Origin of the sequence: Mycobacterium parmense (genome assembly GCF_010730575.1) — a bacterium.
GTDB lineage: Bacteria > Actinomycetota > Actinomycetes > Mycobacteriales > Mycobacteriaceae > Mycobacterium > Mycobacterium parmense.
Map to the genome: position 1 here is coordinate 1500385 of NZ_AP022614.1, position 22144 is coordinate 1522528.

At 69.6% G+C, this 22144-nt stretch carries 18 protein-coding genes and 2 riboswitches; of the genes, 9 read left to right on the forward strand and 9 right to left on the reverse strand.

Going from position 1 to position 22144, the window contains the following annotated elements:
• Positions 1 to 32: 32 nt before the first annotated feature.
• The gene (locus G6N48_RS06900; protein ID WP_085267511.1) at positions 33 to 464 is read right to left on the reverse strand and encodes a PaaI family thioesterase; all 432 of its coding nucleotides are present in this window, start codon (positions 462 to 464) and stop codon (positions 33 to 35) included.
• Between the two features lie 328 nt (positions 465 to 792).
• Here G6N48_RS06900 and G6N48_RS06905 point away from each other — a divergent pair, with 328 nt between their 5' ends.
• From G6N48_RS06905 to kasB, 9 genes are all read left to right on the forward strand, one after another.
• A complete protein-coding gene (locus G6N48_RS06905; RefSeq protein ID WP_085267492.1) occupies positions 793 to 1185 on the forward strand; it encodes a BlaI/MecI/CopY family transcriptional regulator in 393 nt (130 codons plus the stop codon).
• A 58-nt stretch (positions 1186 to 1243) separates the two neighbouring features.
• Positions 1244 to 2194 (forward strand): M56 family metallopeptidase, encoded by a 951-nt coding sequence (locus G6N48_RS06910; protein ID WP_085267491.1) that lies wholly within the window; start codon positions 1244 to 1246, stop codon positions 2192 to 2194.
• Between the two features lie 190 nt (positions 2195 to 2384).
• Complete coding sequence (gndA, locus tag G6N48_RS06915; RefSeq protein WP_085267490.1) at positions 2385 to 3851, forward strand: NADP-dependent phosphogluconate dehydrogenase; 1467 nt, start codon at positions 2385 to 2387, stop codon at positions 3849 to 3851.
• Positions 3852 to 3883: 32 nt separating this feature from the next.
• Complete coding sequence (locus G6N48_RS06920) at positions 3884 to 5320, forward strand: GuaB1 family IMP dehydrogenase-related protein (protein WP_085267489.1); 1437 nt, start codon at positions 3884 to 3886, stop codon at positions 5318 to 5320.
• Positions 5321 to 5448: 128 nt separating this feature from the next.
• Positions 5449 to 6810: a hemolysin family protein gene (locus tag G6N48_RS06925; protein WP_276081076.1), complete on the forward strand. Its 1362-nt coding sequence runs from the start codon at positions 5449 to 5451 to the stop codon at positions 6808 to 6810.
• Positions 6810 to 7850: a hemolysin family protein gene (locus tag G6N48_RS06930; protein WP_085267487.1), complete on the forward strand. Its 1041-nt coding sequence runs from the start codon at positions 6810 to 6812 to the stop codon at positions 7848 to 7850. Before G6N48_RS06925 ends, G6N48_RS06930 begins: the two co-directional genes overlap by 1 nt.
• Before the next feature lie 312 nt (positions 7851 to 8162).
• A complete protein-coding gene (locus tag G6N48_RS06935) occupies positions 8163 to 10367 on the forward strand; it encodes a malate synthase G (RefSeq protein WP_085267486.1) in 2205 nt (734 codons plus the stop codon).
• Positions 10368 to 10466: 99 nt separating this feature from the next.
• On the forward strand, positions 10467 to 12596 hold the full coding sequence (locus G6N48_RS06940) for a substrate-binding domain-containing protein (RefSeq protein WP_085267485.1): 2130 nt from the start codon (positions 10467 to 10469) through the stop codon (positions 12594 to 12596).
• Between the two features lie 370 nt (positions 12597 to 12966).
• Positions 12967 to 14223, forward strand: coding sequence for a 3-oxoacyl-ACP synthase KasB (kasB, locus tag G6N48_RS06945; protein ID WP_085267484.1), 1257 nt, complete (start codon positions 12967 to 12969; stop codon positions 14221 to 14223).
• Positions 14224 to 14292: 69 nt separating this feature from the next.
• On the opposite strand, the gene gcvP is transcribed toward kasB, so the two are convergent.
• The 8 genes from gcvP to G6N48_RS06985 form a co-directional block, all read right to left on the reverse strand.
• Positions 14293 to 17130 carry an aminomethyl-transferring glycine dehydrogenase gene (gene gcvP / locus G6N48_RS06950; protein WP_085267483.1) on the reverse strand — a complete coding sequence of 946 codons (2838 nt, stop codon included), beginning with the start codon at positions 17128 to 17130 and terminating at the stop codon, positions 14293 to 14295.
• Positions 17131 to 17176: 46 nt separating this feature from the next.
• A riboswitch (glycine riboswitch) is annotated at positions 17177 to 17297 on the reverse strand.
• A 2-nt stretch (positions 17298 to 17299) separates the two neighbouring features.
• Positions 17300 to 17397: riboswitch (glycine riboswitch) on the reverse strand.
• A gap of 128 nt (positions 17398 to 17525) precedes the next feature.
• Positions 17526 to 18155: a MerR family transcriptional regulator gene (locus G6N48_RS06955; protein ID WP_085267482.1), complete on the reverse strand. Its 630-nt coding sequence runs from the start codon at positions 18153 to 18155 to the stop codon at positions 17526 to 17528.
• 304 nt (positions 18156 to 18459) lie between these two features.
• Positions 18460 to 18954 carry a bifunctional nuclease family protein gene (locus G6N48_RS06960; protein WP_085267481.1) on the reverse strand — a complete coding sequence of 165 codons (495 nt, stop codon included), beginning with the start codon at positions 18952 to 18954 and terminating at the stop codon, positions 18460 to 18462.
• Between the two features lie 111 nt (positions 18955 to 19065).
• Entirely contained in the window at positions 19066 to 19809 is a 744-nt protein-coding gene (ftsR, locus tag G6N48_RS06965; RefSeq protein WP_085267480.1) for a transcriptional regulator FtsR, read from the reverse strand.
• Positions 19809 to 20285: a glycogen accumulation regulator GarA gene (gene garA, locus G6N48_RS06970; RefSeq protein ID WP_276081084.1), complete on the reverse strand. Its 477-nt coding sequence runs from the start codon at positions 20283 to 20285 to the stop codon at positions 19809 to 19811. The genes ftsR and garA overlap by 1 nt, the downstream gene beginning before the upstream one ends.
• Positions 20286 to 20521: 236 nt before the next feature.
• The gene (gene gcvH, locus G6N48_RS06975) at positions 20522 to 20920 is read right to left on the reverse strand and encodes a glycine cleavage system protein GcvH (protein ID WP_085267478.1); all 399 of its coding nucleotides are present in this window, start codon (positions 20918 to 20920) and stop codon (positions 20522 to 20524) included.
• 27 nt (positions 20921 to 20947) lie between these two features.
• Positions 20948 to 21766 carry a DUF881 domain-containing protein gene (locus G6N48_RS06980; RefSeq protein WP_085267477.1) on the reverse strand — a complete coding sequence of 273 codons (819 nt, stop codon included), beginning with the start codon at positions 21764 to 21766 and terminating at the stop codon, positions 20948 to 20950.
• 15 nt (positions 21767 to 21781) lie between these two features.
• Positions 21782 to 22114, reverse strand: coding sequence for a small basic family protein (locus G6N48_RS06985; RefSeq protein ID WP_085267476.1), 333 nt, complete (start codon positions 22112 to 22114; stop codon positions 21782 to 21784).
• Positions 22115 to 22144 lie beyond the last annotated feature (30 nt).

The following is a 22144-nucleotide window of genomic DNA, read 5'->3' on the forward strand; positions in this document are numbered from 1 at the left end:
CGCGAGCCGCGCGCGCGAGCACGGGGCCGCGCTCAGACCCGCCCCGGTCGCTCCTCGAGGTTCTGCAGGCGCACCTGCCCGCGGGCCACCAGCCGGTTGTCGGCGTCGGTGATGGTGACCAGCCACAACTGCTGGCGCCGGCCGCGGTGAATCGGCTCGGCGACGCCGTACACCGTGCCCGACCCGATGGATCGCAGGAAGTCGGTGTTGTTGTTGACCCCCACCACGGTGCCGCCGGCGCCGCGATCGGTGAGCCACGTGTGGGCGGCGACGCTGGCCATGCTCTCCACCATCGAGCAGTAGACACCGCCGTGCACGAGACCCATCGGCTGCAGCAGTTTGGGCGTCACCTCGAGCTCGGCGCGCACCCCGTCGGGGCCGAGCTCGGTGTAGCGCAGGCCTATTTCGCTGTCGAACGGCGCGGTGAAATCCGGCGGAATGTCGGACGATCTGGACACGCAGATGTGTCTACACCATCGTCGCGCGCCGGCGACTCGTGCCGCCGCCGGCGCCCGAAAGGGTCCGCAGAAACGGGCGAGCCCCGGGCCGCTGGGCACGGGGCTCGCCGATCGAGTAGACCGGGGGTCGCTGCAGCCCTCAGGACTCGCCGCGGTCGTTGTCGCTCGACCGATTCAGCATAGGCAAGGCTGCCCTAAATTTGCAAGGACCCGGGCCGGCTTCCCCGTCGACGCGTTCGGGCACCTTCGGGCCGCCCCAACCGTTACGAGTTTCAACGACCGTCGGTAGTAAAGCGGGAGTACGCTTCGTCTGGACGTAGGAGATGATCGCTATATGGCCAAGCTGACGCGGCTGGGAGAGCTGGAACGCGCCGTCATGGATCACTTGTGGTCCTCGCCGGAGCCGCAGACCGTCCGCCAGGTTCACGAAGCCCTGTCGGCGCGGCGCGACCTCGCATACACGACCGTCATGACCGTGCTCCAACGGCTGGCGAAGAAGAATCTGGTCTCTCAGATCCGGGACGACCGGGCGCACCGGTACGCGCCCGTGCATGGGCGCGACGAACTGGTCGCCGGGCTCATGGTGGATGCCCTGGCCCAGGCCGAGGACACCGGGAGCCGACACGCCGCGCTCGTGCACTTCGTCGAGCGCGTCGGCGCCGACGAGGCGGAGGCGCTGCGCCGCGCGCTCGCCGAACTGGAGTCCAACCAACGTAACTCGCCGTAACTCGCCGTAACTCGCCGCCTGCTGGCGCTCAGCCGCAGGACTAAGGGAGACTGGCAGTGTGTCCGCGCTGGCTTTCACCATCCTCGCGGTGCTGCTCGCCGGTCCGGCGCCGGCTCTCCTGGCACGCGCCTCCTGGCCCCTGCGCGCGCCGCGGGCCGCGATGGTGCTGTGGCAGGCGATCGCGCTGGCCGCGGCGCTGTCGGCGTTCAGCGCGGGCATCGCCATCGCCACCCGGGTGCTGATGCCCGGCCCGGACGGCCGGCCCACGACCAGCATCCTCGGCGCCGCCGGGCGGCTCGGCTGGCCGCTGTGGGCGCTCTACCTCGCCGTCTTCGGGCTGACCGTCGTCGTCGGCGCGCGGCTGATCACGGCCGTGATGCGGGTGGCGATCGCCAATCGGCGCCGGCGCGCCCACCACCGCATGGTGGTCGACCTGGTTGACGTGGGCCCCGACGCGGCCCTCGCCCAGCCGTGCGCGCGGACGCGTGACCTGCGCGTTCTGCACGTCGCGCAGCCACTCGCCTACTGCCTGCCCGGTGTGCGCAGCCGCGTGGTGGTCAGCGACGGGGCCCTGACCGCACTGAACGGCGAGGAAGTCACCGCCATCCTCAGCCACGAGCGGGCCCACCTGCGCGCCCGCCACGACCTGGTGCTCGAGGCCTTCACCGCCGTGCACGCCGCCTTCCCGCGGCTGGTGCGCAGCGCCAACGCACTGCGCGCCGTGCAGCTGCTCGTCGAGCTGCTGGCCGACGACGCCGCGGTGCGCGCGGCCGGCCGCGCCCCCTTGGCCCGTGCGCTGGTGACCTGTGCCGGCGGGCACGCGCCCTCGGGTGCGCTCGCCGCGGGCGGGACCAGCACCGTGCTACGGGTCCGGCGGCTGTCCGGAGCCGGCAACAGCGTGAGGGTCTCGGCGCTGGCCTACCTGACCGCGGCGACCATCCTGGTAGTGCCCACGATCGCGCTGGCCATCCCGTGGCTCACCGAGCTGCAACGGCTGTTCGGCGTCTAGGACGGCGCAGGGCGCGACGCCCGGTGCGGGCAGGCCCATCACCTCGGGCGCAGACGAGTCCGTTGTGCCACAGTGTCCTCGAAGGCTTGTCGTCAATCGAAGGTTTGTAGTCAATCGAAGGTTTGTCGTCAATCGAAGGTTTGTCGTCAATCGAAGGCTTGTCGGATCCAACTGAGAGGCTCCTGAAGAGATGCCAGAGAAGAGTTCGGCGGAATCCACGACGGGCACCGCGCAGATCGGTGTCACCGGCCTGGCCGTGATGGGTTCGAACATCGCCCGCAACTTCGCCCACCACGGCTACACGGTCGCCCTGCACAACCGGTCCGTCGCCAAGACCGACGCGCTGCTCGAGGCGCACGGCGGCGAGGGCAAATTCGTGCGGTCGGAGACCATCGCAGAATTTCTGGACGCGCTGGAAAAGCCGCGGCGGGTGCTCATCATGGTCAAGGCCGGCGACCCCACCGACGCGGTGATCAACGAGCTGGCCGACACCATGGAAGAAGGCGACATCATCATCGACGGCGGCAACGCGCTCTACACCGACACCATCCGCCGCGAGAAGGCGATGCGCGAGCGCGGCCTGCACTTCGTCGGCGCCGGAATCTCCGGAGGTGAGGAGGGCGCGCTCAACGGCCCGTCGATCATGCCGGGCGGCCCGGCCGAGTCGTACAAATCGCTGGGACCGCTGCTCGAGGAGATCTCCGCGCACGTCGACGGCGTTCCGTGCTGCACGCACATCGGGCCCGACGGCGCCGGCCACTTCGTCAAGATGGTGCACAACGGCATCGAGTACTCCGACATGCAGTTGATCGGTGAGGCCTACCAGCTGCTGCGCGACGGCCTGGGCAAGACCGCCGGCGAGATCGCCGACGTCTTCGACGAGTGGAACAAAGGCGACCTGGACAGCTTCCTGGTCGAGATCACCGCACAGGTGCTGCGCCAGACGGACGCGAAGACGGGCAAGCCGCTGGTCGACGTCATCCTCGACGAGGCCGAACAGAAGGGCACCGGCCGTTGGACGGTGAAGTCCGCGCTGGACCTCGGCGTGCCGGTCACGGGCATCGCGGAGGCGGTGTTCGCGCGGGCGTTGTCGGGTTCGGTGACCCAGCGCAAGGCCACCACCGGGCTGGCCTCGGGTGAGCTGGGCGCCCGGCCCGGCGACGCGCAGCAGTTCACCGAGGACGTCCGCCAGGCCCTGTATGCGTCGAAGATCATCGCCTATGCGCAGGGCTTCAACCAGATCCAGGCCGGCAGCGCCGAGTACGACTGGGGCATCACCCCCGGTGACCTGGCCACCATCTGGCGCGGCGGCTGCATCATCCGCGCGAAGTTCCTCAACCGCATCAAAGAGGCCTTCGACGACGACCCCGACCTGCCGACGTTGATCGTGGCGCCGTATTTCCGCAGCGCGATCGAGGCCGCGATTGACAGCTGGCGCCGCGTGGTGGTGACCGCCACACAGCTGGGTATCCCCATTCCGGGTTTCTCCTCGTCGCTGTCCTACTACGACGCGCTGCGCACCGAGCGGCTGCCCGCCGCGCTGACCCAGGGCCTGCGGGACTTCTTCGGCGCGCACACGTACGGGCGCATTGACGACGACCCGGAGAAGCGCTTCCACACGCTGTGGAGTGCAGACCGCACCGAAGTGCCCGCCTAGCCGGGCGAACTCGAGGGGGCAGATCGACCGCGATGAGGTTTCTGGACGGGCACCGGCCCGGTTACGACCTGACCTACAACGACGTGTTCATCATGCCGAACCGGTCCGATATCGCCTCGCGGTTCGACGTCGACCTGTCCACCGGCGACGGCTCGGGCACCACCATCCCGATCGTCGTCGCCAACATGACCGCCGTCGCCGGCCGGCGGATGGCCGAGACGGTGGCGCGGCGCGGCGGGCTGGTCATCTTGCCGCAGGACCTGCCGATCACCGCGGTGCAGCGAACGGTGGATTTCGTCAAGAGCCGCGACCTGGTGCTCGACACCCCCGTCACTCTGGAGCCCGACGACGCGGTGTCCGACGCCATGGCCCTGATTCACAAGCGCGCCCACGGGGTGGCGGTCGTGGTCTTCGAGGGCCGCCCGATCGGGCTGGTGAGCGAGTCGTCCTGCGTGGGTGTGGACCGCTTCACCCGGGTGCGCGACGTCGCGATGACCGACTTCGTCACCGCTCCGGTGGGAGCCGAACCGCGCAAGATCTTCGACCTGCTCGAGCACGCGCCGATCGGGGTCGCGGTGGTGACCAACGTCGACGGCACGCTCGCCGGGGTGCTGACCCGCACCGGGGCGATCCGCGCGGGCCTGTACACGCCGGCCACCGACACCCACGGGCGGCTGCGGATCGGCGCGGCCGTCGGGATCAACGGCGATGTGGGCGGCAAGGCCCGCTCGCTGGTCGAGGCCGGGGTGGACATGCTGGTCATCGACACCGCGCACGGCCACCAGTCCAAGACCCTGGACGCGATCCGGGCGGTGTCTTCCCTGGACCTGGGTGTGCCGCTGGCCGCGGGCAACGTGGTCTCGGCCGACGGCACCCGTGACCTGCTCGGCGCCGGTGCCTCGATTGCGAAGGTCGGGGTGGGGCCGGGCGCGATGTGCACCACCCGGATGATGACCGGCGTGGGCCGCCCACAGCTTTCCGCGGTGCTCGAATGCGCTTCTGCCGCAAAGGAACTCGGTGGACGCGTATGGGCCGACGGCGGTATCCGGCATCCGCGGGACGTGGCGCTGGCGCTGGCCGCCGGGGCGTCGAACGTGATGATCGGGTCGTGGTTCGCGGGCACCTACGAGTCGCCGGGCGACCTGATGCGCGACCGCGACGACCAGCCCTTCAAGGAGAGCTACGGCATGGCGTCCAAGCGTGCGGTGGTCGCCCGGACCGGGTCCGAGACCGCGTTCGACCGCGCCCGTAAGGCGCTGTTCGAGGAGGGCATCTCGACGTCGCGGATGGGGCTGGACCCCGATCGCGGCGGGGTCGAGGACCTGATCGACCACATCACCTCGGGTGTGCGGAGCACCTGCACCTACGTGGGCGCGGCGAACCTCGCGCAGCTGCACGAGCGCGCCGTCCTCGGCGTGCAGTCCACCGCGGGCTTCGCCGAGGGCCACCCGTTGCCCTCGGGCTGGTGACGACGGATGTGGGCACCACTGGCTAGCATGTGAATTCACGTGATTTGCGCCCGCGGCAAACGCCGCGTGGCACCGAGCGAAAGGCATGACGTGCCGCAGGCACGCGTCGAGGTCCCGCCGGCGTGAACATGACCGGCAACGTGATCAGCGTGGTGGCGATCGCACTGCTGATCTTCGGCAACGCGGTCTTCGTCGCCGCCGAGTTCTCGCTCACCGCGCTGGACCGCAGCACCGTTGACGCCAATGCCCGCGGCGGCGCCCGCCGCGACCGCTTCATCCAGCGCGCGCATCATCGGCTGTCGTTCCAGCTTTCGGGCGCCCAGCTGGGGATCTCGATCACGACGCTGGCCACCGGTTACCTCACCGAGCCGATGGTCGCCGACCTCCCGCACCCGTGGCTGGATGCGCTGGGCGTGCCCGACCACGTCGGCGACGGCATCATGGCCTTCCTGGTCCTGGCGGTGGTGACGTCGGTGTCGATGGTGTTCGGCGAGCTGGTGCCCAAGTACCTCGCCGTGGCGCGCCCGCTGTCCACCGCGCGGGCCGTCGCGGGCTTCCAGCTGCTGTTCTCGCTGCTGCTCACCCCGGCGATCCGCATGACCAACGGCGCGGCCAACTGGACGGTCCGCAAGCTGGGCATCGAGCCCGCCGAGGAACTGCGGTCGGCCCGGTCGCCGCAGGAGCTGCTGTCGCTGGTGCGATCCTCGGCGCGCAGCGGCGCCCTGGATCCCGCGACCGCCGCCCTGGTGCGCCGCTCGTTGCAGTTCGGCACCCTGACCGCCGAGGAGCTGATGACGCCCCGGTCCAAGATCGTGGCCTTGCAGCCCGACGACACGGTGGCCGACCTGGTGGTGGCGGCGGCCGAGTCCGGCTTCTCCCGGTTTCCAGTGGTCGCGGGCGATCTCGACGAGACCGTCGGCATCGTGCACGTCAAGCAGGTCTTCGCCGTCCCCCCCGGCGAGCGCTCGCGCACGCTGCTGGCCACCATCGCGCAACCCGTTGCGGCGGTGCCTTCCACGCTGGACGGCGACGCGGTGATGGCCGAGATCCGCGCCAACAGCCTGCAGACGGCGATGGTCGTCGATGAATACGGCGGAACCGCGGGCATGGTGACCGTCGAGGACCTGATCGAGGAGATCGTCGGCGACGTCCGCGACGAACACGACGACGCGACGCCGGATGTGGTGGCGGCCGGCAGCGGCTGGTGGGTGTCGGGTCTGCTGCGCATCGACGAGGTCGCCGCCTCCACCGGGTTCCGCGCGCCCGAGGGCCCCTACGAAACCATCGGTGGTCTGGTGCTGCGGGAACTCGGCCACATGCCGCGGGTCGGTGAAACGGTGGAGCTGCCCGCCCTGGACGGGGACGGCCTGCCGGACGACACGAAGCACTGGCAGGCCAGGGTCATCCGGATGGACGGCCGCCGGATCGACCTGCTCGAACTGACCGAGCTGGGGCGCCACGACGAGACACCCGCGGAGCGGGGCCACTGATGAACTCCACCCTGGGCGTGCTGCTGGCGCTGCTGCTGATCGGGGCTAACGCGTTCTTCGTCGGCGCCGAGTTCTCGCTCATCTCGGCGCGGCGCGACCGCCTGGAAGCCCTTGCGGAACAGGGCAAGACGAGGGCCGTCACCGTGATCCGCGCCGGCGAGCAGCTGTCGTCGATGCTGGCCGGCGCCCAGCTCGGCGTCACCGTCGCCTCCCTGCTGCTGGGACGGATCGGCGAGGCGGCGGTGGCCGACCTGCTGCGGACGGCCCTCGGGTTCACCGGCGCCAACCCGGCGCTGGTGCATACGTTGTCGCTGGCCATCGCGCTGGCCATCGTCGTCACGCTGCACGTGCTGCTGGGCGAGATGGTGCCCAAGAACATCGCGCTGGCCGGCCCCGAGCGCACGGCCATGCTGCTGGTACCGCCTTACCTGGCGTACGTGCGGGCGGCCCGACCGGTCATCGTGTTCTACAACAAGTGCGCCAACGCGATCCTTCGCGCGGTCGGCGTCGAACCCAAAAACGAGCTCGACATCACGGTCTCGCCGGTCCAGCTCAGCCAGTTGATCGCCGAATCCGGCTCCGAGGGGCTGCTCGATCCCGAGGAACACAGCAGGCTGACCCGGGCGCTGCAGATCGGAAACCGGGTGGTCGCCGACGTCGCGCGGCCGCTGGCCGACGTCCATGCGGTGCCGGTGGCCGAGGCCGGTTCGGGGCCCACCGTCGGGGCGGTCGAACAGGCGCTGGCCGAGACGGGGTACTCGCGGTTCCCGGTGGCCGATTCCCATGGCGACTTCATCGGCTACCTGCACATCAAGGACGTGCTGACCCTCGGCGGTGACCCGCAGACGGTGATCGGGCTCGGCCTGGTGAGGCCGCTGCCGCGGGTCGCCGCGTCGCTGCCCCTGGCCGACGCCCTGTCGCGGATGCGGCGGACGAACAGCCACCTGGCACTGGTGACCGACGCCGGCGGCAGCGTGGTCGCGATGGTGGCAATGGAGGACTTGGTCGAAGACCTGGTCGGCACGATGCGCGAGGCTTAAAGCCACTAGGGCCACTAGGGCCACCGGGGCCACCGGGGCCACTGGCCGCCCGGGCCGGTCGGGCCGGTCGGTCCCAGCCCGTATGATCTCCAACGGCTACCAGTCAAGACAGGCGCTGGGCGGGCAGTGGATGCCGGGCCGCGGTACCCGCGCGACGCCGGTTCGCTCCGGACTCGTCGCGGTGCCGCATCGCTTGACCTGCTGTTGCGGGTCGGCCGGTTCACGTCCGCCAGCCTGCTGATCGGTAGGCTGACGATGACGCATGTCGAGGGCCAGTGAGTTGCCAACACCAGGCTCAAATGGAGGAGAACGATGACTGATCGCGTGTCGGCGGGCAACTTGCGCGTCGCCCGAGTGCTCTACGACTTCGTGAACAACGAGGCCCTGCCCGGCACCGACATCGACCCGGACAGCTTCTGGGCGGGCGTGGACAAGGTGGTCACCGACCTCACCCCGAAAAACCAGGATCTGCTGAACCGTCGCGACGAGCTGCAGGCACAGATCGACAAGTGGCACCGCAGCCGGGTGATCGCGCCGCTCGACATCGACGAGTACCGCCAGTTCCTCATCGACATCGGCTACCTGCTGCCCGAACCCGACGACTTCACGATCACGACCTCCGGCGTCGACGACGAGATCACCACCACCGCGGGTCCGCAGCTGGTGGTGCCGGTGCTCAACGCGCGATTCGCGCTGAATGCCGCCAACGCCCGCTGGGGTTCGCTCTACGACGCCCTGTACGGCACCGACGTCATCCCCGAGGACGACGGCGCCGAGAAGGGGTCGAGTTACAACAAGGTCCGCGGCGACAAGGTGATCGCCTACGCCCGCGAGTTCCTCGACCGGGCGGTTCCGCTGGAGTCCGGGTCGTGGGCCGCCGCGACGGGGCTGTCCGTGCAGGACGGCCACCTGAACATCGCGACCAGCGACGGATCGGTCGGCCTGGCCGACCCGGAGAAGTTCCTCGGCTACACCGGTGAGCTGGGCTCCCCCGACTGGTCGGTCCTGCTGGTCAACCACGGCCTGCACATCGAGATCCTCATCGACCCGGAGTCGCCGGTCGGCAAGACCGACGCCGCGGGCATCAAGGACGTGGTGCTCGAGTCGGCGATCACCACGATCATGGACTTCGAGGACTCGGTGGCCGCCGTGGACGCCGACGACAAGGTGCTCGGCTACCGCAACTGGCTGGGGCTCAACAAAGGCGACCTGTCCGAGGAGGTCGCCAAGGACGGCAAGACGTTCACCCGCGTGCTCAACCAGGACCGCACCTACCAGACGCCCGACGGCGGCCAGCTCACGCTGCCCGGGCGCAGCCTGATGTTCGTCCGCAACGTCGGGCACCTGATGACCAACGACGCCATCGTGTCCGTCGGCGACGGCGACGAGGAAAAAGAGGTGTTCGAGGGCATCATGGACGCCCTGTTCACCGGGCTGACCGCGATCCACGGGCTCAGGACCGGGGAGGCGAACGGACCGCTGGCCAACAGCCGTACCGGGTCCATCTACATCGTCAAACCCAAGATGCACGGACCCGACGAGGTCGCGTACACCTGCGAGCTGTTCAGCCGCGTCGAGGACGTCCTCGGCCTGCCGCAGGGCACGCTGAAGGTCGGCATCATGGACGAGGAGCGGCGCACCACCGTCAACCTCAAGGCATGCATCAAGGCCGCCGCCGACCGGGTCGTGTTCATCAACACCGGCTTCCTGGACCGCACCGGCGACGAGATCCACACCTCGATGGAGGCCGGCCCGATGATCCGCAAGGGTGCGATGAAGGGCACCACCTGGATCAAGGCCTATGAGGACGCCAACGTCGACACCGGTCTCGCGGCCGGCTTCAAGGGCAAGGCGCAGATCGGCAAGGGCATGTGGGCCATGACCGAGCTGATGGCCGACATGGTCGAGCAGAAGATCAGCCAGCCCAAGGCCGGCGCCACCACCGCGTGGGTGCCGTCGCCGACGGCGGCCACCCTGCACGCGATGCACTACCACTACGTCGACGTGGCGGCCGTGCAGGAGGAGTTGGCGGGCAAGAAGCGCACCACGATCGACGAATTGCTGACCATCCCCCTGGCCAAGGAACTGGCCTGGGCCCCCGAGGAGATCCGCGAGGAGGTCGACAACAACTGCCAGTCGATCCTCGGTTACGTGGTGCGCTGGGTCGCTCAGGGCGTCGGCTGCTCGAAGGTGCCCGACATCCACGACGTGGCACTCATGGAGGACCGCGCCACGCTGCGGATTTCCAGCCAGCTGCTGGCCAACTGGCTGCGCCACGGCGTCATCACCGAGGAGGACGTGCGCGCCAGCCTCGAGCGCATGGCACCGCTGGTGGACGAGCAGAACGCCAAGGACGCCGCGTACCTGCCGATGGCGCCGAACTTCGACGACAGCCTGGCCTTCCTGGCCGCCCAGGACCTCATCCTGACCGGCACGCAGCAACCCAACGGCTACACCGAGCCGATCCTGCACCGCCGTCGCCGCGAAGCCAAGGCACGCGAAGCGCAATCGAATTGAGACGGCGCCCGATCGGCGTGTTCGCGCCGGTACCGGGCTTGATGGGTAGAATCGGCGCCGGGTTTGTGACGGGTCGAGGGAAAGGCGACGGGCACCGGTATGGGTAGGCACAGCATGCCCGACCCCGAGGATTCCGTCGAGGAACTCCCCGATCACGGCGCCGAGAGCGAGGCCGACGACGAGGCCATCGATGAGGCGGACGACGCGGCCGCGGGCCAGCACGCCGTCCCCGCCCGGGATGGCGCCGGCGACGCCGAAGACCCCCCCGAAGACCTTCAGGTCCAGCCGTCGTCGGACGATCCGCCGGGCGATGAGTCCGGCGCCGAGTACCACCCCGAAGACGATCTGTACTGGGGCGACGCGGGCATCCCGGCCGCGGGCTCCCTCGCGGGCGCCGCGGCCGACGACTACCCCGAGTTCCCGTCGCGGGTGGCGGCCCCGGAGCCGCCGGAGTCCCCCACCTCCCCGTTTCGCCGGGGCCATCGGGGCCTCGGCGACTGGCGGGGCGGTCATCGCAGCCAGAGCGGGCGCCGCGGGGTCAGCATCGGCGTGATCGTGGCCCTGGTCGCCGTGGTCGTGGTGGTGGGGACCGTCATCGTGTGGAGCTTCATCGGCGACGCGTTGTCCAACCGCTCGCACCGCGCGGCCGTGCGATGCGTCGGGGGCAAGGAGGGCGTGGCCGTGGTCGCCGACCCGTCCATCGCCGAACCCCTGCAGCAGTTGGCCGACAGCTTCAACTCGTCGGCCGGACCGGTGGGTGACCACTGCATGGTCGTCGGGGTCAAACCGGCCGGCTCCGACGCCGTCCTCAACGGCTTCATCGGCAAGTGGCCCGCGGAGCTGGGCGGCCAGCCGGCGTTGTGGATACCGGGCAGCTCGGTGTCCGCCGCGCGGCTGGTGGGGGCCGCCGGCCAGAAGACCATCACCGACAGCCGCTCACTGGTGACCTCGCCGGTGGTGCTGGCCACCCGCCCCGAACTGGCGACCGCCCTGGGCACCCAGAACTGGGCGGCGCTGCCCGGCCTGCAGACCAACCCGAATTCCCTGGCCGCCCTGAACCTGCCGGGGTGGGGATCGCTGCGGCTCTCGCTGCCGATGAATGGCAACGGCGACGCGTCGTTCTTGGCCGGCGAGGCGGTGGCCGCCGGGTCGGCGCCCGCGAACGCGCCGGCGACGCAGGGAAGCGGCGCGGTGCGCGCCTTGCAGAGCGCCCAGCCCAAGCTGTCCGACAATTCGCTGACCACGGCGATGGACGCGCTGGTCAAGTCCGGGGACGCCGCGACGGCGCCGGTGCACGCAGTGGTCACCACCGAGCAGCAGCTGTTCCAGCGCGGCCAATCGCTGTCGAACGCCAAGGCCACGCTGGGCTCCTGGCTGCCTCCCGGCCCGGTGCCCGTCGCCGACTACCCGACCGTGTTGCTCAGCGGCTCGTGGCTGACCCAGGAGCAGACCGCCGCGGCCAGCGAGTTCGCCCGCTTCCTGCACAAACCGGAGCAACTCGACAAGCTCGCCAAGGCCGGCTTCCGGGTCAGCGGCGTGAAACCGCCCGACAGCCCCGTCACCAGCTTCCCCGCGGTGTCCTCGACCCTCTCGGTGGGTGACGACTCGATGCGCGCCACGCTGGCCGAGGCGATGGCATCACCGTCGAGCGGCGTGGCCGCGACCATCATGCTCGACCAGTCGATGCCCGGCGACGAGGGCGGGAAGACGCGCCTCGCCAACGTGATCGCGGCCCTCGAGGACCGGCTCAAGGCCCTTCCCCCGACCTCGGCGATCGGCCTGTGGACCTTCGACGGTCACGAGGGGCGTTCGGAGGTGAGCACCGGGCCGCTGTCCGACCCCGTCAACGGCCAACCGCGCGCATCGGCGTTGACGGCGGCGCTGGACAAGCAGTACTCGTCGGCCGGTGGTGCCGTCTCGTTCACCACCCTGCGCATGATCTATCAGGAAATCCAAACCAATTACCATGCCGGACAGACAAATTCGATACTCGTGATTACCGCAGGGCCGCACACCGACCAGTCCCTCGACGGCGCGGGGTTGCAGGACTTCATTCGCAAGAGCGCCGACCCGGCCAAGCCGATCGCGGTGAACGTCATCGACTTCGGCTCCGACCCGGACCGCGCGACGTGGGAGGCGGTGGCTCAGCTCAGTGGCGGCGGCTATCAGAACCTGCCCACGTCGGCCTCCCCGGAGCTGGCCGCCGCGGTCAACACCTACCTGAGCTGAGCCCGCGACCGCAGGGCGCGGGCGACGAACAAGTGGCCGCGAAACGAAGGATCGGCCGCGGCTGCGGGCTCGGCGCGGCCTCCTCACCTGCGGTTTCGACCGAATCTCGGCATCGGCGTCACGTGGCCATGTCAGCTCGTGCCCATCCGAGGGCGCTAAGCTCAGCGTGAGGTTGAGTCGACAGCCGGTGCCGTCACAGGGCGCGGGCAGGAATGTGCAGGCCGGGCAAGCCGTGTTGGCGGGCGTCGCGACGCGATCGCGTGCCTACCATGGATTCACCTGAAACTGGCCGCACGCGGCCATCTGCCGAGGCCCGAATTCCTGTTGAAGCGCGCTGTTGGTGAGTTAGGAAAGGAAAATCGCCCGCCCGATGCCAGAATTTGTTACAGGAAAAGCACTTCCCGACGTCGTCGTCACCGGCGTGGCGATGACCACGGCGCTCTCGCCGGACACCGAGACCACGTGGAAATTGCTGCTCGACCGCCAGAGCGGCATCCGCGAGCTCGACGACCCCTTCGTCGAGGAGTTCGACCTCCCGGTCCGCATCGGCGGGCACCTGCTCGAGGAGTTCGACAGCCAGCTGACCCGCGCCGAGATCCGCCGGACCAGCTACCTGCAACGCATGTCGACGGTCGTGGGCCGGCGGGCGTGGGACAACGCCGGCTCGCCGACAGTGGACCCCAACCGGTTGCTGGTGTCCGTCGGCACCGGGTTCGGCTCGGGCGAGGAACTGGTCTTCACCCTCGACGACATGCGCGCGCACCGCAGCATAAGGGCCGTGTCGCCGCTCGTCGTGCAGAAGTACGGGCCGAACGGTGCGGCGTCGGCGGTCGGGCTGGACCGGCGCGCCCGGGCCGGCGTGCTGACGCCGGTGTCGGCGTGCGCGTCGGGTTCGGAGGCCATCGCCCGCGCGTGGCAGGGCATCGTGTTCGGCGACGCCGACATCGCCATCTGCGGCGGTGTCGAGACCAGGATCGAGGCGGTGCCCATTGCCGCCTTCGCCAAGATGCGCATCGTCATGTCGACCAACAACGCCGATCCGCCGGGCGCCTGCCGCCCCTTCGACAAGGACCGCGACGGCTTCGTCTTCGGCGAGGCCGGTGCGCTGATGGTCATCGAGACCGAGGAGCACGCGAAGGCCCGGGGCGCCAACATCCTGGCCCGCCTGATGGGCGCGAGCGTCACCTCCGACGGCATGTACATGGTCGCGCCGGACCCCAACGGGGAGCGCGCCGGCTACGCGATGACCCGGGCCATCCAGCTTGCGGGCCTCACGCCCGGCGACATCGATCACGTCAACGCCCATGCCACCGGAACGCAGGTGGGCGACCTGGCCGAATCCAAGGCCATCAACAACGCTCTGGGGAGCAACACGCCGGCGGTGTACGCGCCCAAGTCGGCCCTCGGCCACTCCGTCGGCGCGGTGGGCGCCCTGGAGGCGATCCTGACGGTGCTGGCGCTGCGGGACCAGGTGATCCCGCCGACGTTGAACCTGCGCAACCTCGACCCGGAGATCGATCTGGACGTGGTGAGCGGCGATCCCCGGCCCGGCGTTTACGACTATGCGATCAACAACTCGTTCGGATTCGGCGGCCACAACGTGGCGACCGTCTTCGGCCGGTACTGATACCACCGGGGCGGCCATCGCCCGGGTGCCGCGAGCGTAGGCGCACTGCAGCCGCGAGTCAGGCGCGAGTCAGGCGAAGGCCTCCACCGGCGGGCACGCGCACATCAGGTTGCGGTCGCCGTAGGCGCCGTCGATGCGACGCACCGGCGGCCACACCTTGGGCCGGAAGCCCTTGCCGAGCGGATAGGCGGCCTGCTCGCGCGTGTACGGGTGATCCCACTCGGCCACCAGCAGGCACTCCGCGGTGTGGGGTGCGCCCCGCAGCGGGTTGTCGTCCACCGGCCACTCCCCCGAGCCGACGCGGTCGATCTCGCCGCGGATGGCGATCATGGCGTCGCAGAAGGCGTCGACCTCGGTCAGGCTCTCGCTCTCGGTGGGCTCCACCATCAGCGTGCCGGCTACCGGGAAGCTCATCGTCGGCGCGTGAAAGCCGTAGTCCGCCAACCGTTTCGCGACGTCGTCGACGGTCACGCCGGTGGACTTGGTGATGCCGCGCAGGTCCAGGATGCACTCGTGGGCGACCATGCCGTTCTCACCGGTGTACAGCACCGGGAAGTACTCGTCGAGGCGGCGGGCGACGTAGTTGGCCAGCGCGATCGCGGTCAGCGACGCCGCCCGCAGCCCGTCGGCGCCCATCATCCGGATGTACGCCCAGCTGATCGGCAGGATCGACGCCGACCCGTAGGGCGCCGACGCCACCGGGTGGCCCTGCGGCAACTCGGGCGCGTAGGGGTGGCCAGGCAGGAAAGGCGCCAGGTGCGAACGCGCCGCCACGGGCCCGACGCCCGGCCCCCCGCCCCCGTGCGGGATGCAGAACGTCTTGTGCAGGTTGAGGTGGCTGACGTCGCCGCCGAACTTGCCGGGCCGCGCCAGGCCGACCAGCGCGTTGAGGTTCGCGCCGTCGATGTAGACCTGCCCGCCGGCGTCGTGCACGGCCGCGCAGATCTCGGCGACGTCGTGCTCGTAGACGCCGTGCGTGGACGGATACGTGATCATCAGGGCCGCCAGCCGGTCGCCGTGCTGGGCGACCTTGGCCCGCAGGTCGTCGAGGTCGACGTCGCCCGCCTGACCACCCTTGTCACGGCAGGCCACCACGACCACCCGCAGGCCGGCCAGCGCCGCCGACGCGGCATTGGTGCCGTGCGCGCTGGACGGGATCAGGCAGATGTCGCGGTGCGGTTCGCCCCGGCTGACGTGATAGTCGTGGATGGCCAGCAGGCCCGCGTACTCCCCCTGTGAGCCGGCGTTGGGCTGCAGTGACACCGCGTCGTACCCGGTGATCTGCACCAGCCAGTCCTCCAGATCGCCGATGAGCCGGCGCAGCCCCGCGGTGTCGGACGCCGGCGCGAAGGGATGCTGACGTGCGAATTCCGGCCAGGTGATGGCCTCCATCTCGGCGGCGGCGTTGAGCTTCATCGTGCACGAGCCCAGCGGGATCATGCTGCGGTCCAACGCGACGTCCTTGTCCGCCAGCGTCCGCAGGTAGCGCATCATCGCCGTCTCGGTGCGGTACTGCGTGAAGGCGGGGTGGGTCAGGAACTCCGACGTGCGGTTGACGATTCCCGCGCAGGTCGGGCCGGCGGGCGGCACCCCGAACGCCCGCAGCACCGCGGCGACGTGTGCATCGGTGGTGACCTCATCGCAGGCCACCGAGACGTGGTCGGCGTCGACGCGCCACAGGTTGATGCCCTCGGCTTTGGCTGCGGCCAGCACCTCGTCGGCGCGTCCCGGTACCCGCGCCAACACGGTGTCGAAGTACTTGTCATGCACCACGGCATCGCCCAGCGCAGCGGCGATCGTCTCGGCATGACCGTGCACGCGCCGCGCGATCGCGGTCAATCCCTCGGCGCCGTGGTAGCTGGCGTACATCGCGGCCATCACCGCCAGCAGCACCTGCGCGGTGCAGATGTTGCTGGTGGCCTTGTCGCGGCGGATGTGCTGCTCGCGCGTCTGCAGCGCCAGGCGATACGCCGGGGCGCCGTCGCTGTCGACGGACACGCCCACCAGCCGGCCCGGCAGCTGCCGCGCGTGCTGCGCGTGCACCGCCAGGTAGCCCGCGTGGGGGCCGCCGAATCCCATTGGCACACCCAATCTTTGGGTGGTGCCGAAGGCCGCGTCGGCCCCGATCTCACCGGGCGGTGTGATCAGCGTGCACGCCAGCAGGTCGGCGCCGACGGCCACGAGCGCGCCCCGGTCATGGGCTTGACGGACCAGAGCCGACCAATCGGTGACCCGGCCGCTGGCACCCGGCAGCTGCGCGATGACCCCGAAGAACTCGCCGTCGGGCAGGCCCTGCGACAGGTCGGCGGTGACGACTTCGATGCCCAGCGGCCGCGCCCGGGTGGCCAGGACGGCGGCGGTCTGGGCGAACAGGTGGGAGTCGACGGCCAGCCGGTCGGACTTGCTTCGCGACGCGCGATGCATCAACGTCATGGCCTCGGCGGCCGCGGTGCCCTCGTCGAGCATCGACGCGTTGGCGATCTCGAGACCGGTGAGGTCGGCGACCATGGTCTGGAAGTTCAGCAGCGCCTCCAGCCGCCCCTGGCTGATCTCGGGCTGATACGGGGTGTAGGCGGTGTACCAGGCGGGGTTCTCCAGGATGTTGCGCAGCAAAACCGGCGGTGTGTACGTGTCGTAGTAGCCCTGCCCGATCATCGACACGGCCGTGGTGTTCGCCTCGGCGAGCGCACGCAGCTCGGCCAGCGCCTGCGCCTCGGTGGCCGCGGGCGGCAACCGGTCGAGGCCCGGCGCGACACCGTCGCCGGAGGGTTCGTCGAAGATGCCCGCGGGCACCGCCTTGGCCGCCAGCTCGTCGAGCGAGTCGACGCCGATGACGGCGAGCATGGCCGAAACGGCCTGCTCGTCCGGGCCGATGTGGCGGGCTGCGAAGGTTGCGTGGTCGGGCACGGCGAGAAGCTCCTCAGGTAGACGGCACGAGGCAGAGGCCTAGCGGCCCTCTCCCTCTGTCTTCACCCGTCGGCCGGGCGCCTGAGAGATTCGGCGCCGGGTGTCCGAACGCCTTTCCCCATCGGCGGGTACCGGCCGTCACAGCCGCTACCGCTTTCCAGAGGCATCGTTGACTCGTGCGGTCCGGGTGCCTGAGAGGTTGACGGAGAGGTGTTGCTCCTTCGGCGTCCGTGACTGGCGGTCACAGAACTCTCCCGCACGAATGCGATGCGCAGTCCAGCTTACCCACCCACCGCGCCCGGCACCCACCGCGAGCGTGCGTGTTCGCGCGCCCACGCGGCGGGTGGGATGCCCGGCTGCGCGGGCTCGCGGCAAGGGCTGTGGGCCCGAGGGCGTCAGCCGATCTTGCGGTCGCGGTGCTTGCGCCGGGATGCCAGCTCGTCCTCGGGAGCGGCGATGGACTCGCCGCCGTCGGCGCGCTCACCCGGGAAGTCGGCGATGACGCCGGTCAGCTCCCGCATGGCGCCCGACACCGCGATGCCGAACACCCCCTGGCCGCCCTGCAGCAGGTCGACGACCTCCTCGGCGGAGGTGCACTCGTACACGGTGGTGCCGTCGGAGAACAGGGTGATGTTTGCCAGGTCCTGAACGCCGCGTTGGCGCAGGTGGTCGACGGCGACCCGGATGTTGTGCAGCGAGATGCCGGTGTCCAGGAGCCGCTTGACGATCTTGAGGACCAGGATGTCCTTGAACGAGTAGAGCCGCTGGCTGCCCGAACCGGCGGCGCTGCGGATCGACGGGACCACCAGCGACGTCCGCGCCCAATAGTCCAGCTGGCGGTAGGTGATGCCGGCGATCTGGCAGGCGCTCGGCCCGCGGTAGCCGACCAGTTCGTCGGGCACGGAGTCGTCGGGGAACAGCCCGGGTTGCACGGCCACCGCCGCTTCGGTGACGCCCTGGTCACGGGCCGCGGCGTTCGCGTGGTCAGCTAGGTCCAGCTTTTCTTGACGTGGCTGCTCGCTCACGGTGGTTCCTCTCGCCGATCGCGCAATCTGTTAGCTGCGTCGCTGGCTGCGTGGCAGCCACGTTTGCTCAGGCCCGAGTGCTGAAGAGCTTACGCCGTTCTACAGCCGCCGTGCCCTCAACTCGTGATCAAAGTATGGCCGCCCCCGGGCTGACTCCGCGTGCTATTCGCCAGCGTGTCGACACCACAGTGCTAGATGAAATGGATCCGTGATGTCGCCTGTCCACCCTAATACTTCCGAGGGGCTGTCACGGCCGGAATGCGGCCGACGGCCGAAAGCGGCGGCAACGGCCGCCGGCGGCGGCTCAGGTGGCTTTGAAATCGTCGGGTGAGACGCTGTCGAGGAACTCCTTGAACTTCTCGACCTCGTCCTCGCGGACGGCCGTGCCGCCCTCCTCGTCGCTCTCGTCGGGGATGAGCAGCCCGGCCTGGGCGAGCACCGCCTCCTCGACGTAGATCGGCACCCCGACCCGCAACGCGATTGCCACCGAGTCCGACGGGCGGGCCGACACGGTGATGTTGCGGTCGAAGATCAGGTCGGCGTAGAAAGTGCCCTCCTGGAGATCGACGATCCGCACCTCTTTCAGCGAATGTCCAAGCGCCGCAATGATGTCCCGGATCAGATCGTGTGTCAGCGGGCGCGGGGGCTCGACGCCTTGCTGCTCGAGCGCAATCGCGGCGGCCTCGGACTGGCCGATCCAGATCGGGAGGTACCGTTCACCGTTGGCCTCGCGCAGCAACAACACCGGCTGGTTCTGCGGCTGTTCGACGCGAATGCCGACAACACGAACTTCACCCATCTGTGTCTGCCCTCCGCACGACGCTGCCGTTTACCACTGCAGCTCGGCGCGCCGACGCCGTCGGGTTTGCCCAGGCCGTCGAAAACCAAGCTGTCGAAAGAAGTCTAGTCCTCACCGATGGAGAACGTCGCGAACGGCGGATTTGATCAACGACGTGTGCAAAGTGATGGCGAGGGCCGCGACCTCGCGCGCCAGATCGTCGGCGCGATCGCGGGCCCCCGCCTTTCCGGCTTTGACGACCGGTCCCGCGATCTGGGCAATCAGGTCGGACTGCCTGTCCGCCGCCGAGCGGAAGGCTCGCAAATGCCGGGCCTCCACGCCGTATTCGGACAACGCCCGCGCGCATTGCAGGATCACCACCGTGTGCTCGTCGAAGAGCCCGCCCGGGCCCGGGGTGATCACGCCGGCCTTGAGCAGCGACGTCAGCAGGTCGTCGTCGGCCCCGGAGCGCTCCAGCAGATCTTCCCGGCTCAACCGGACCGCGGTGGGCGCCACCGCCGCCGGGTCCGAACCCAGCCCGGCGTCGCCGTTCGGGCCGACGGCCACCAATCGCGGGGCACGGTAAGAAGATCCGGACGGGGGAAGCTCGCCGTCGGGCTGGGCGTCCAACTGCGCGCGGATCACCTTCAGCGGCAGGTAGTGGTCACGCTGCGCGGTCAGGATGAACCGCAACCGCGCGCAGTCGTACGCGGTGAACCGTCGGTAGCCCGACGCGGCGCGTTGGGGCGTCACCAGTCCCTCGGCCTCCAAGAAGCGGATCTTGGAGATCGTGACATCGGGGAAGTCCGGCCTCAGCAGCTCCAGGACCGCCCCGATCGACATCCCGGCCAGCGCCGGGCTATCGGGTGCGCTCACTACCCTCCGGATCCTCCATCGTCGTCGCCCTGCTTGGGTCCGGTCAGGAACACCAGGCGAAACTTGCCGATCTGCACCTCGTCGCCGTTGGCCAGCACCGCGGAGTCCACGGGCTCACGGTTGACGTAGGTGCCGTTGAGGCTACCAACGTCGACCACGTGGAACTCGTTGTTTTCCAACCTGAATTCGGCGTGGCGACGGCTGACGGTCACGTCGTCGAGGAAGATGTCGCTGTCGGGGTGCCTGCCGGCGGAGGTGACGGGCTGGTCGAGCAGGAAGCGTGAACCGGCGTTCGGTCCCCGTTTGACGACCAGCAGAGCCGAGCCCGCCGGGAGTCCCTCGACCCCCGATACCGTGCTGTCGGTCCCGGGCTGCGCGGGAGCGTCCAGTTCGTTGAGGAAGTCGGCACGGAAGACGGAAGTCGTCTCCACCGTGACTTCGTCAGAAGTCTGGTCCTGCGGACTTCCTGAGTCCATGTCCGTCACGCGCTGCTCCTCACTGGCCGCTGTGGCGTTGTCTGACCGGGCCGCTCGGCCGGCTTCCCACTAGGTGTCTTTGCCCGGTACTGCCGTCTAACCACTTAGGTGCTGATCTGTCGACCGTACCGCGCACTGGTATGCCGTGTGCCCCCCGCCGGACGATCCGAATCCCGGAACCGGCCGGTTGCACCGCTCCCGTCGACGGGCGGGGCTGGCAGGGAGATTAGCAACCGTCATTCGGTCAGCGTTCCGCGGTAGGCCTCGGCATCCAACAACGACGCGATGGCCGACTCGAGTCCGTTGGCGTCGGCAACCCGGATGTCGAGCAGCCAGCCTTCGCCGTAGGGATCGGTGTTGACCAGCTGCGGGTTGCCGTCCAGGTCGGCGTTGACGGCCGAAACGGTGCCGGTGACGGGGGCGAACAGGTCCGACACCGACTTGGTCGACTCCACCTCGCCGAACGACTCGCCCGCGGTCAGTTCGGCGCCCACGTCGGGCAATTGGACGAAAACGACGTCACCCAGCGCCGATTGCGCGAAGTCGGTGATCCCGATCCGCGCGGTGTCGTCACCGCTGCGGCGCACCCACTCGTGCTCGGCGGTGTAGTGGAGATCGGGTGGGATGTCGCTCACGGGTGATCCTGTCTGGTCGGCCGGTGTTCACTTGACGGGCTGAGCGTATTGGTGCGGTTTTGGTTGTCGCAAGGTGGCGACGTCGACCCGGTCGGCCTGCTGGACCACCATCCGGGCGCCGACGCGCTTGATGCTGTCCTCGGCCCCGCCGGGAATGTTCATCGCGGCGGCCAGCGTCGGCGGATCGCCAATCGCCAGAATCGAATACGGCGGCGCGAGCGTCTTGCTGTCGATGATCAACGAGCCCGGAGTTCCCACCACCCACGTATCGACACCGACCCGCACCGACTCGTGCGCGTCGTTGATCTCGACCGCCTCGGCGCCGGCGGCGCGCAGCTCGTTGATCACGTCCAGCATCGCCTCGGGCGACACGCCGGGGCCCGGGTCGTCGATCGTGATCGTGACGCCCGGCCCGGTGGCGCCCACGGCGCCCACCAGGATGGAAAGCGCCGCAAGTCGGGCCCGTGCGCTCTGGATCGCGGCCTGATCGTTGTTGCCCGACGCCTGCAGCGCGTTGAGCGTGTTCTGCAGCTCGCCCACCTCGGTGTTCAGCGTGGCTTCGCGCTGCCGCAACGAATCCAGCAGCACCAGCAGGTCGGCGGGCCGCGCGGTGTCCAGCGAATCACCCGACTCGGTCTGCCGGACCTGGGTGACGATCGCGACGCCCAGCAGCAGGCACAGCACCACCGCCAGGGTCCCGAACATCATCCGGGAGCGCCCGCTGCGAGTCGGCCCGGACGACCCGCTGCGATGCACCGAGCCGATCTCCGGGCGCGGGGTTCGGGGCGGCAGTTCGTGGCGGCCCCGGTGGTTGTCGCCGGCGGGGGCCGACGGGTTGTCGCTCACGAGGGCCTCATCGGGTCACGCCCCGAACAGCCGGCGTCGCAGGGCCGCGGCGTTGCCGAAGATCCGGATGCCCAGCACCACGATGATGGCGGTGGACAGCTGGGTGCCGACGCCCAGCTGGTCGCCGACGTAGACGATCAGCGCGGCCACGAAAACGTTGAACACGAACGAGATCACGAACACTTTCGGGTCGAAGATCCGTTCCAGGTAGGCGCGCAGGCCGCCGAACACCGCGTCGAGCGCCGCGACCACCGCGATCGGCAGGTACGGCGCGACGACCTCCGGCACCGCCGGATGGAAAACGAGTCCCAGCACGATGCCGATCGCCAGCGCAGCGATGCCGATCACGCGGGCGCTCCCATCCGCGGGCGAGGCAGG

What these genes read in the sequence shown, in the direction of transcription:
- G6N48_RS06960 (WP_085267481.1), bottom strand. Translation starts at nt 18,954, where the DNA reads ATGGGTGAAGTTCGTGTTGTCGGCATTCGCGTCGAACAGCCGCAGAAC.
- G6N48_RS06905 (WP_085267492.1), top strand. Translation starts at nt 793, where the DNA reads ATGGCCAAGCTGACGCGGCTGGGAGAGCTGGAACGCGCCGTCATGGAT.
- G6N48_RS06940 (WP_085267485.1), top strand. Translation starts at nt 10,467, where the DNA reads ATGGGTAGGCACAGCATGCCCGACCCCGAGGATTCCGTCGAGGAACTC.
- G6N48_RS06935 (WP_085267486.1), top strand. Translation starts at nt 8,163, where the DNA reads ATGACTGATCGCGTGTCGGCGGGCAACTTGCGCGTCGCCCGAGTGCTC.
- G6N48_RS06920 (WP_085267489.1), top strand. Translation starts at nt 3,884, where the DNA reads ATGAGGTTTCTGGACGGGCACCGGCCCGGTTACGACCTGACCTACAAC.
- G6N48_RS06930 (WP_085267487.1), top strand. Translation starts at nt 6,810, where the DNA reads ATGAACTCCACCCTGGGCGTGCTGCTGGCGCTGCTGCTGATCGGGGCT.
- kasB (WP_085267484.1), top strand. Translation starts at nt 12,967, where the DNA reads ATGCCAGAATTTGTTACAGGAAAAGCACTTCCCGACGTCGTCGTCACC.
- G6N48_RS06925 (WP_276081076.1), top strand. Translation starts at nt 5,449, where the DNA reads ATGACCGGCAACGTGATCAGCGTGGTGGCGATCGCACTGCTGATCTTC.
- gndA (WP_085267490.1), top strand. Translation starts at nt 2,385, where the DNA reads ATGCCAGAGAAGAGTTCGGCGGAATCCACGACGGGCACCGCGCAGATC.
- garA (WP_276081084.1), bottom strand. Translation starts at nt 20,285, where the DNA reads ATGGACTCAGGAAGTCCGCAGGACCAGACTTCTGACGAAGTCACGGTG.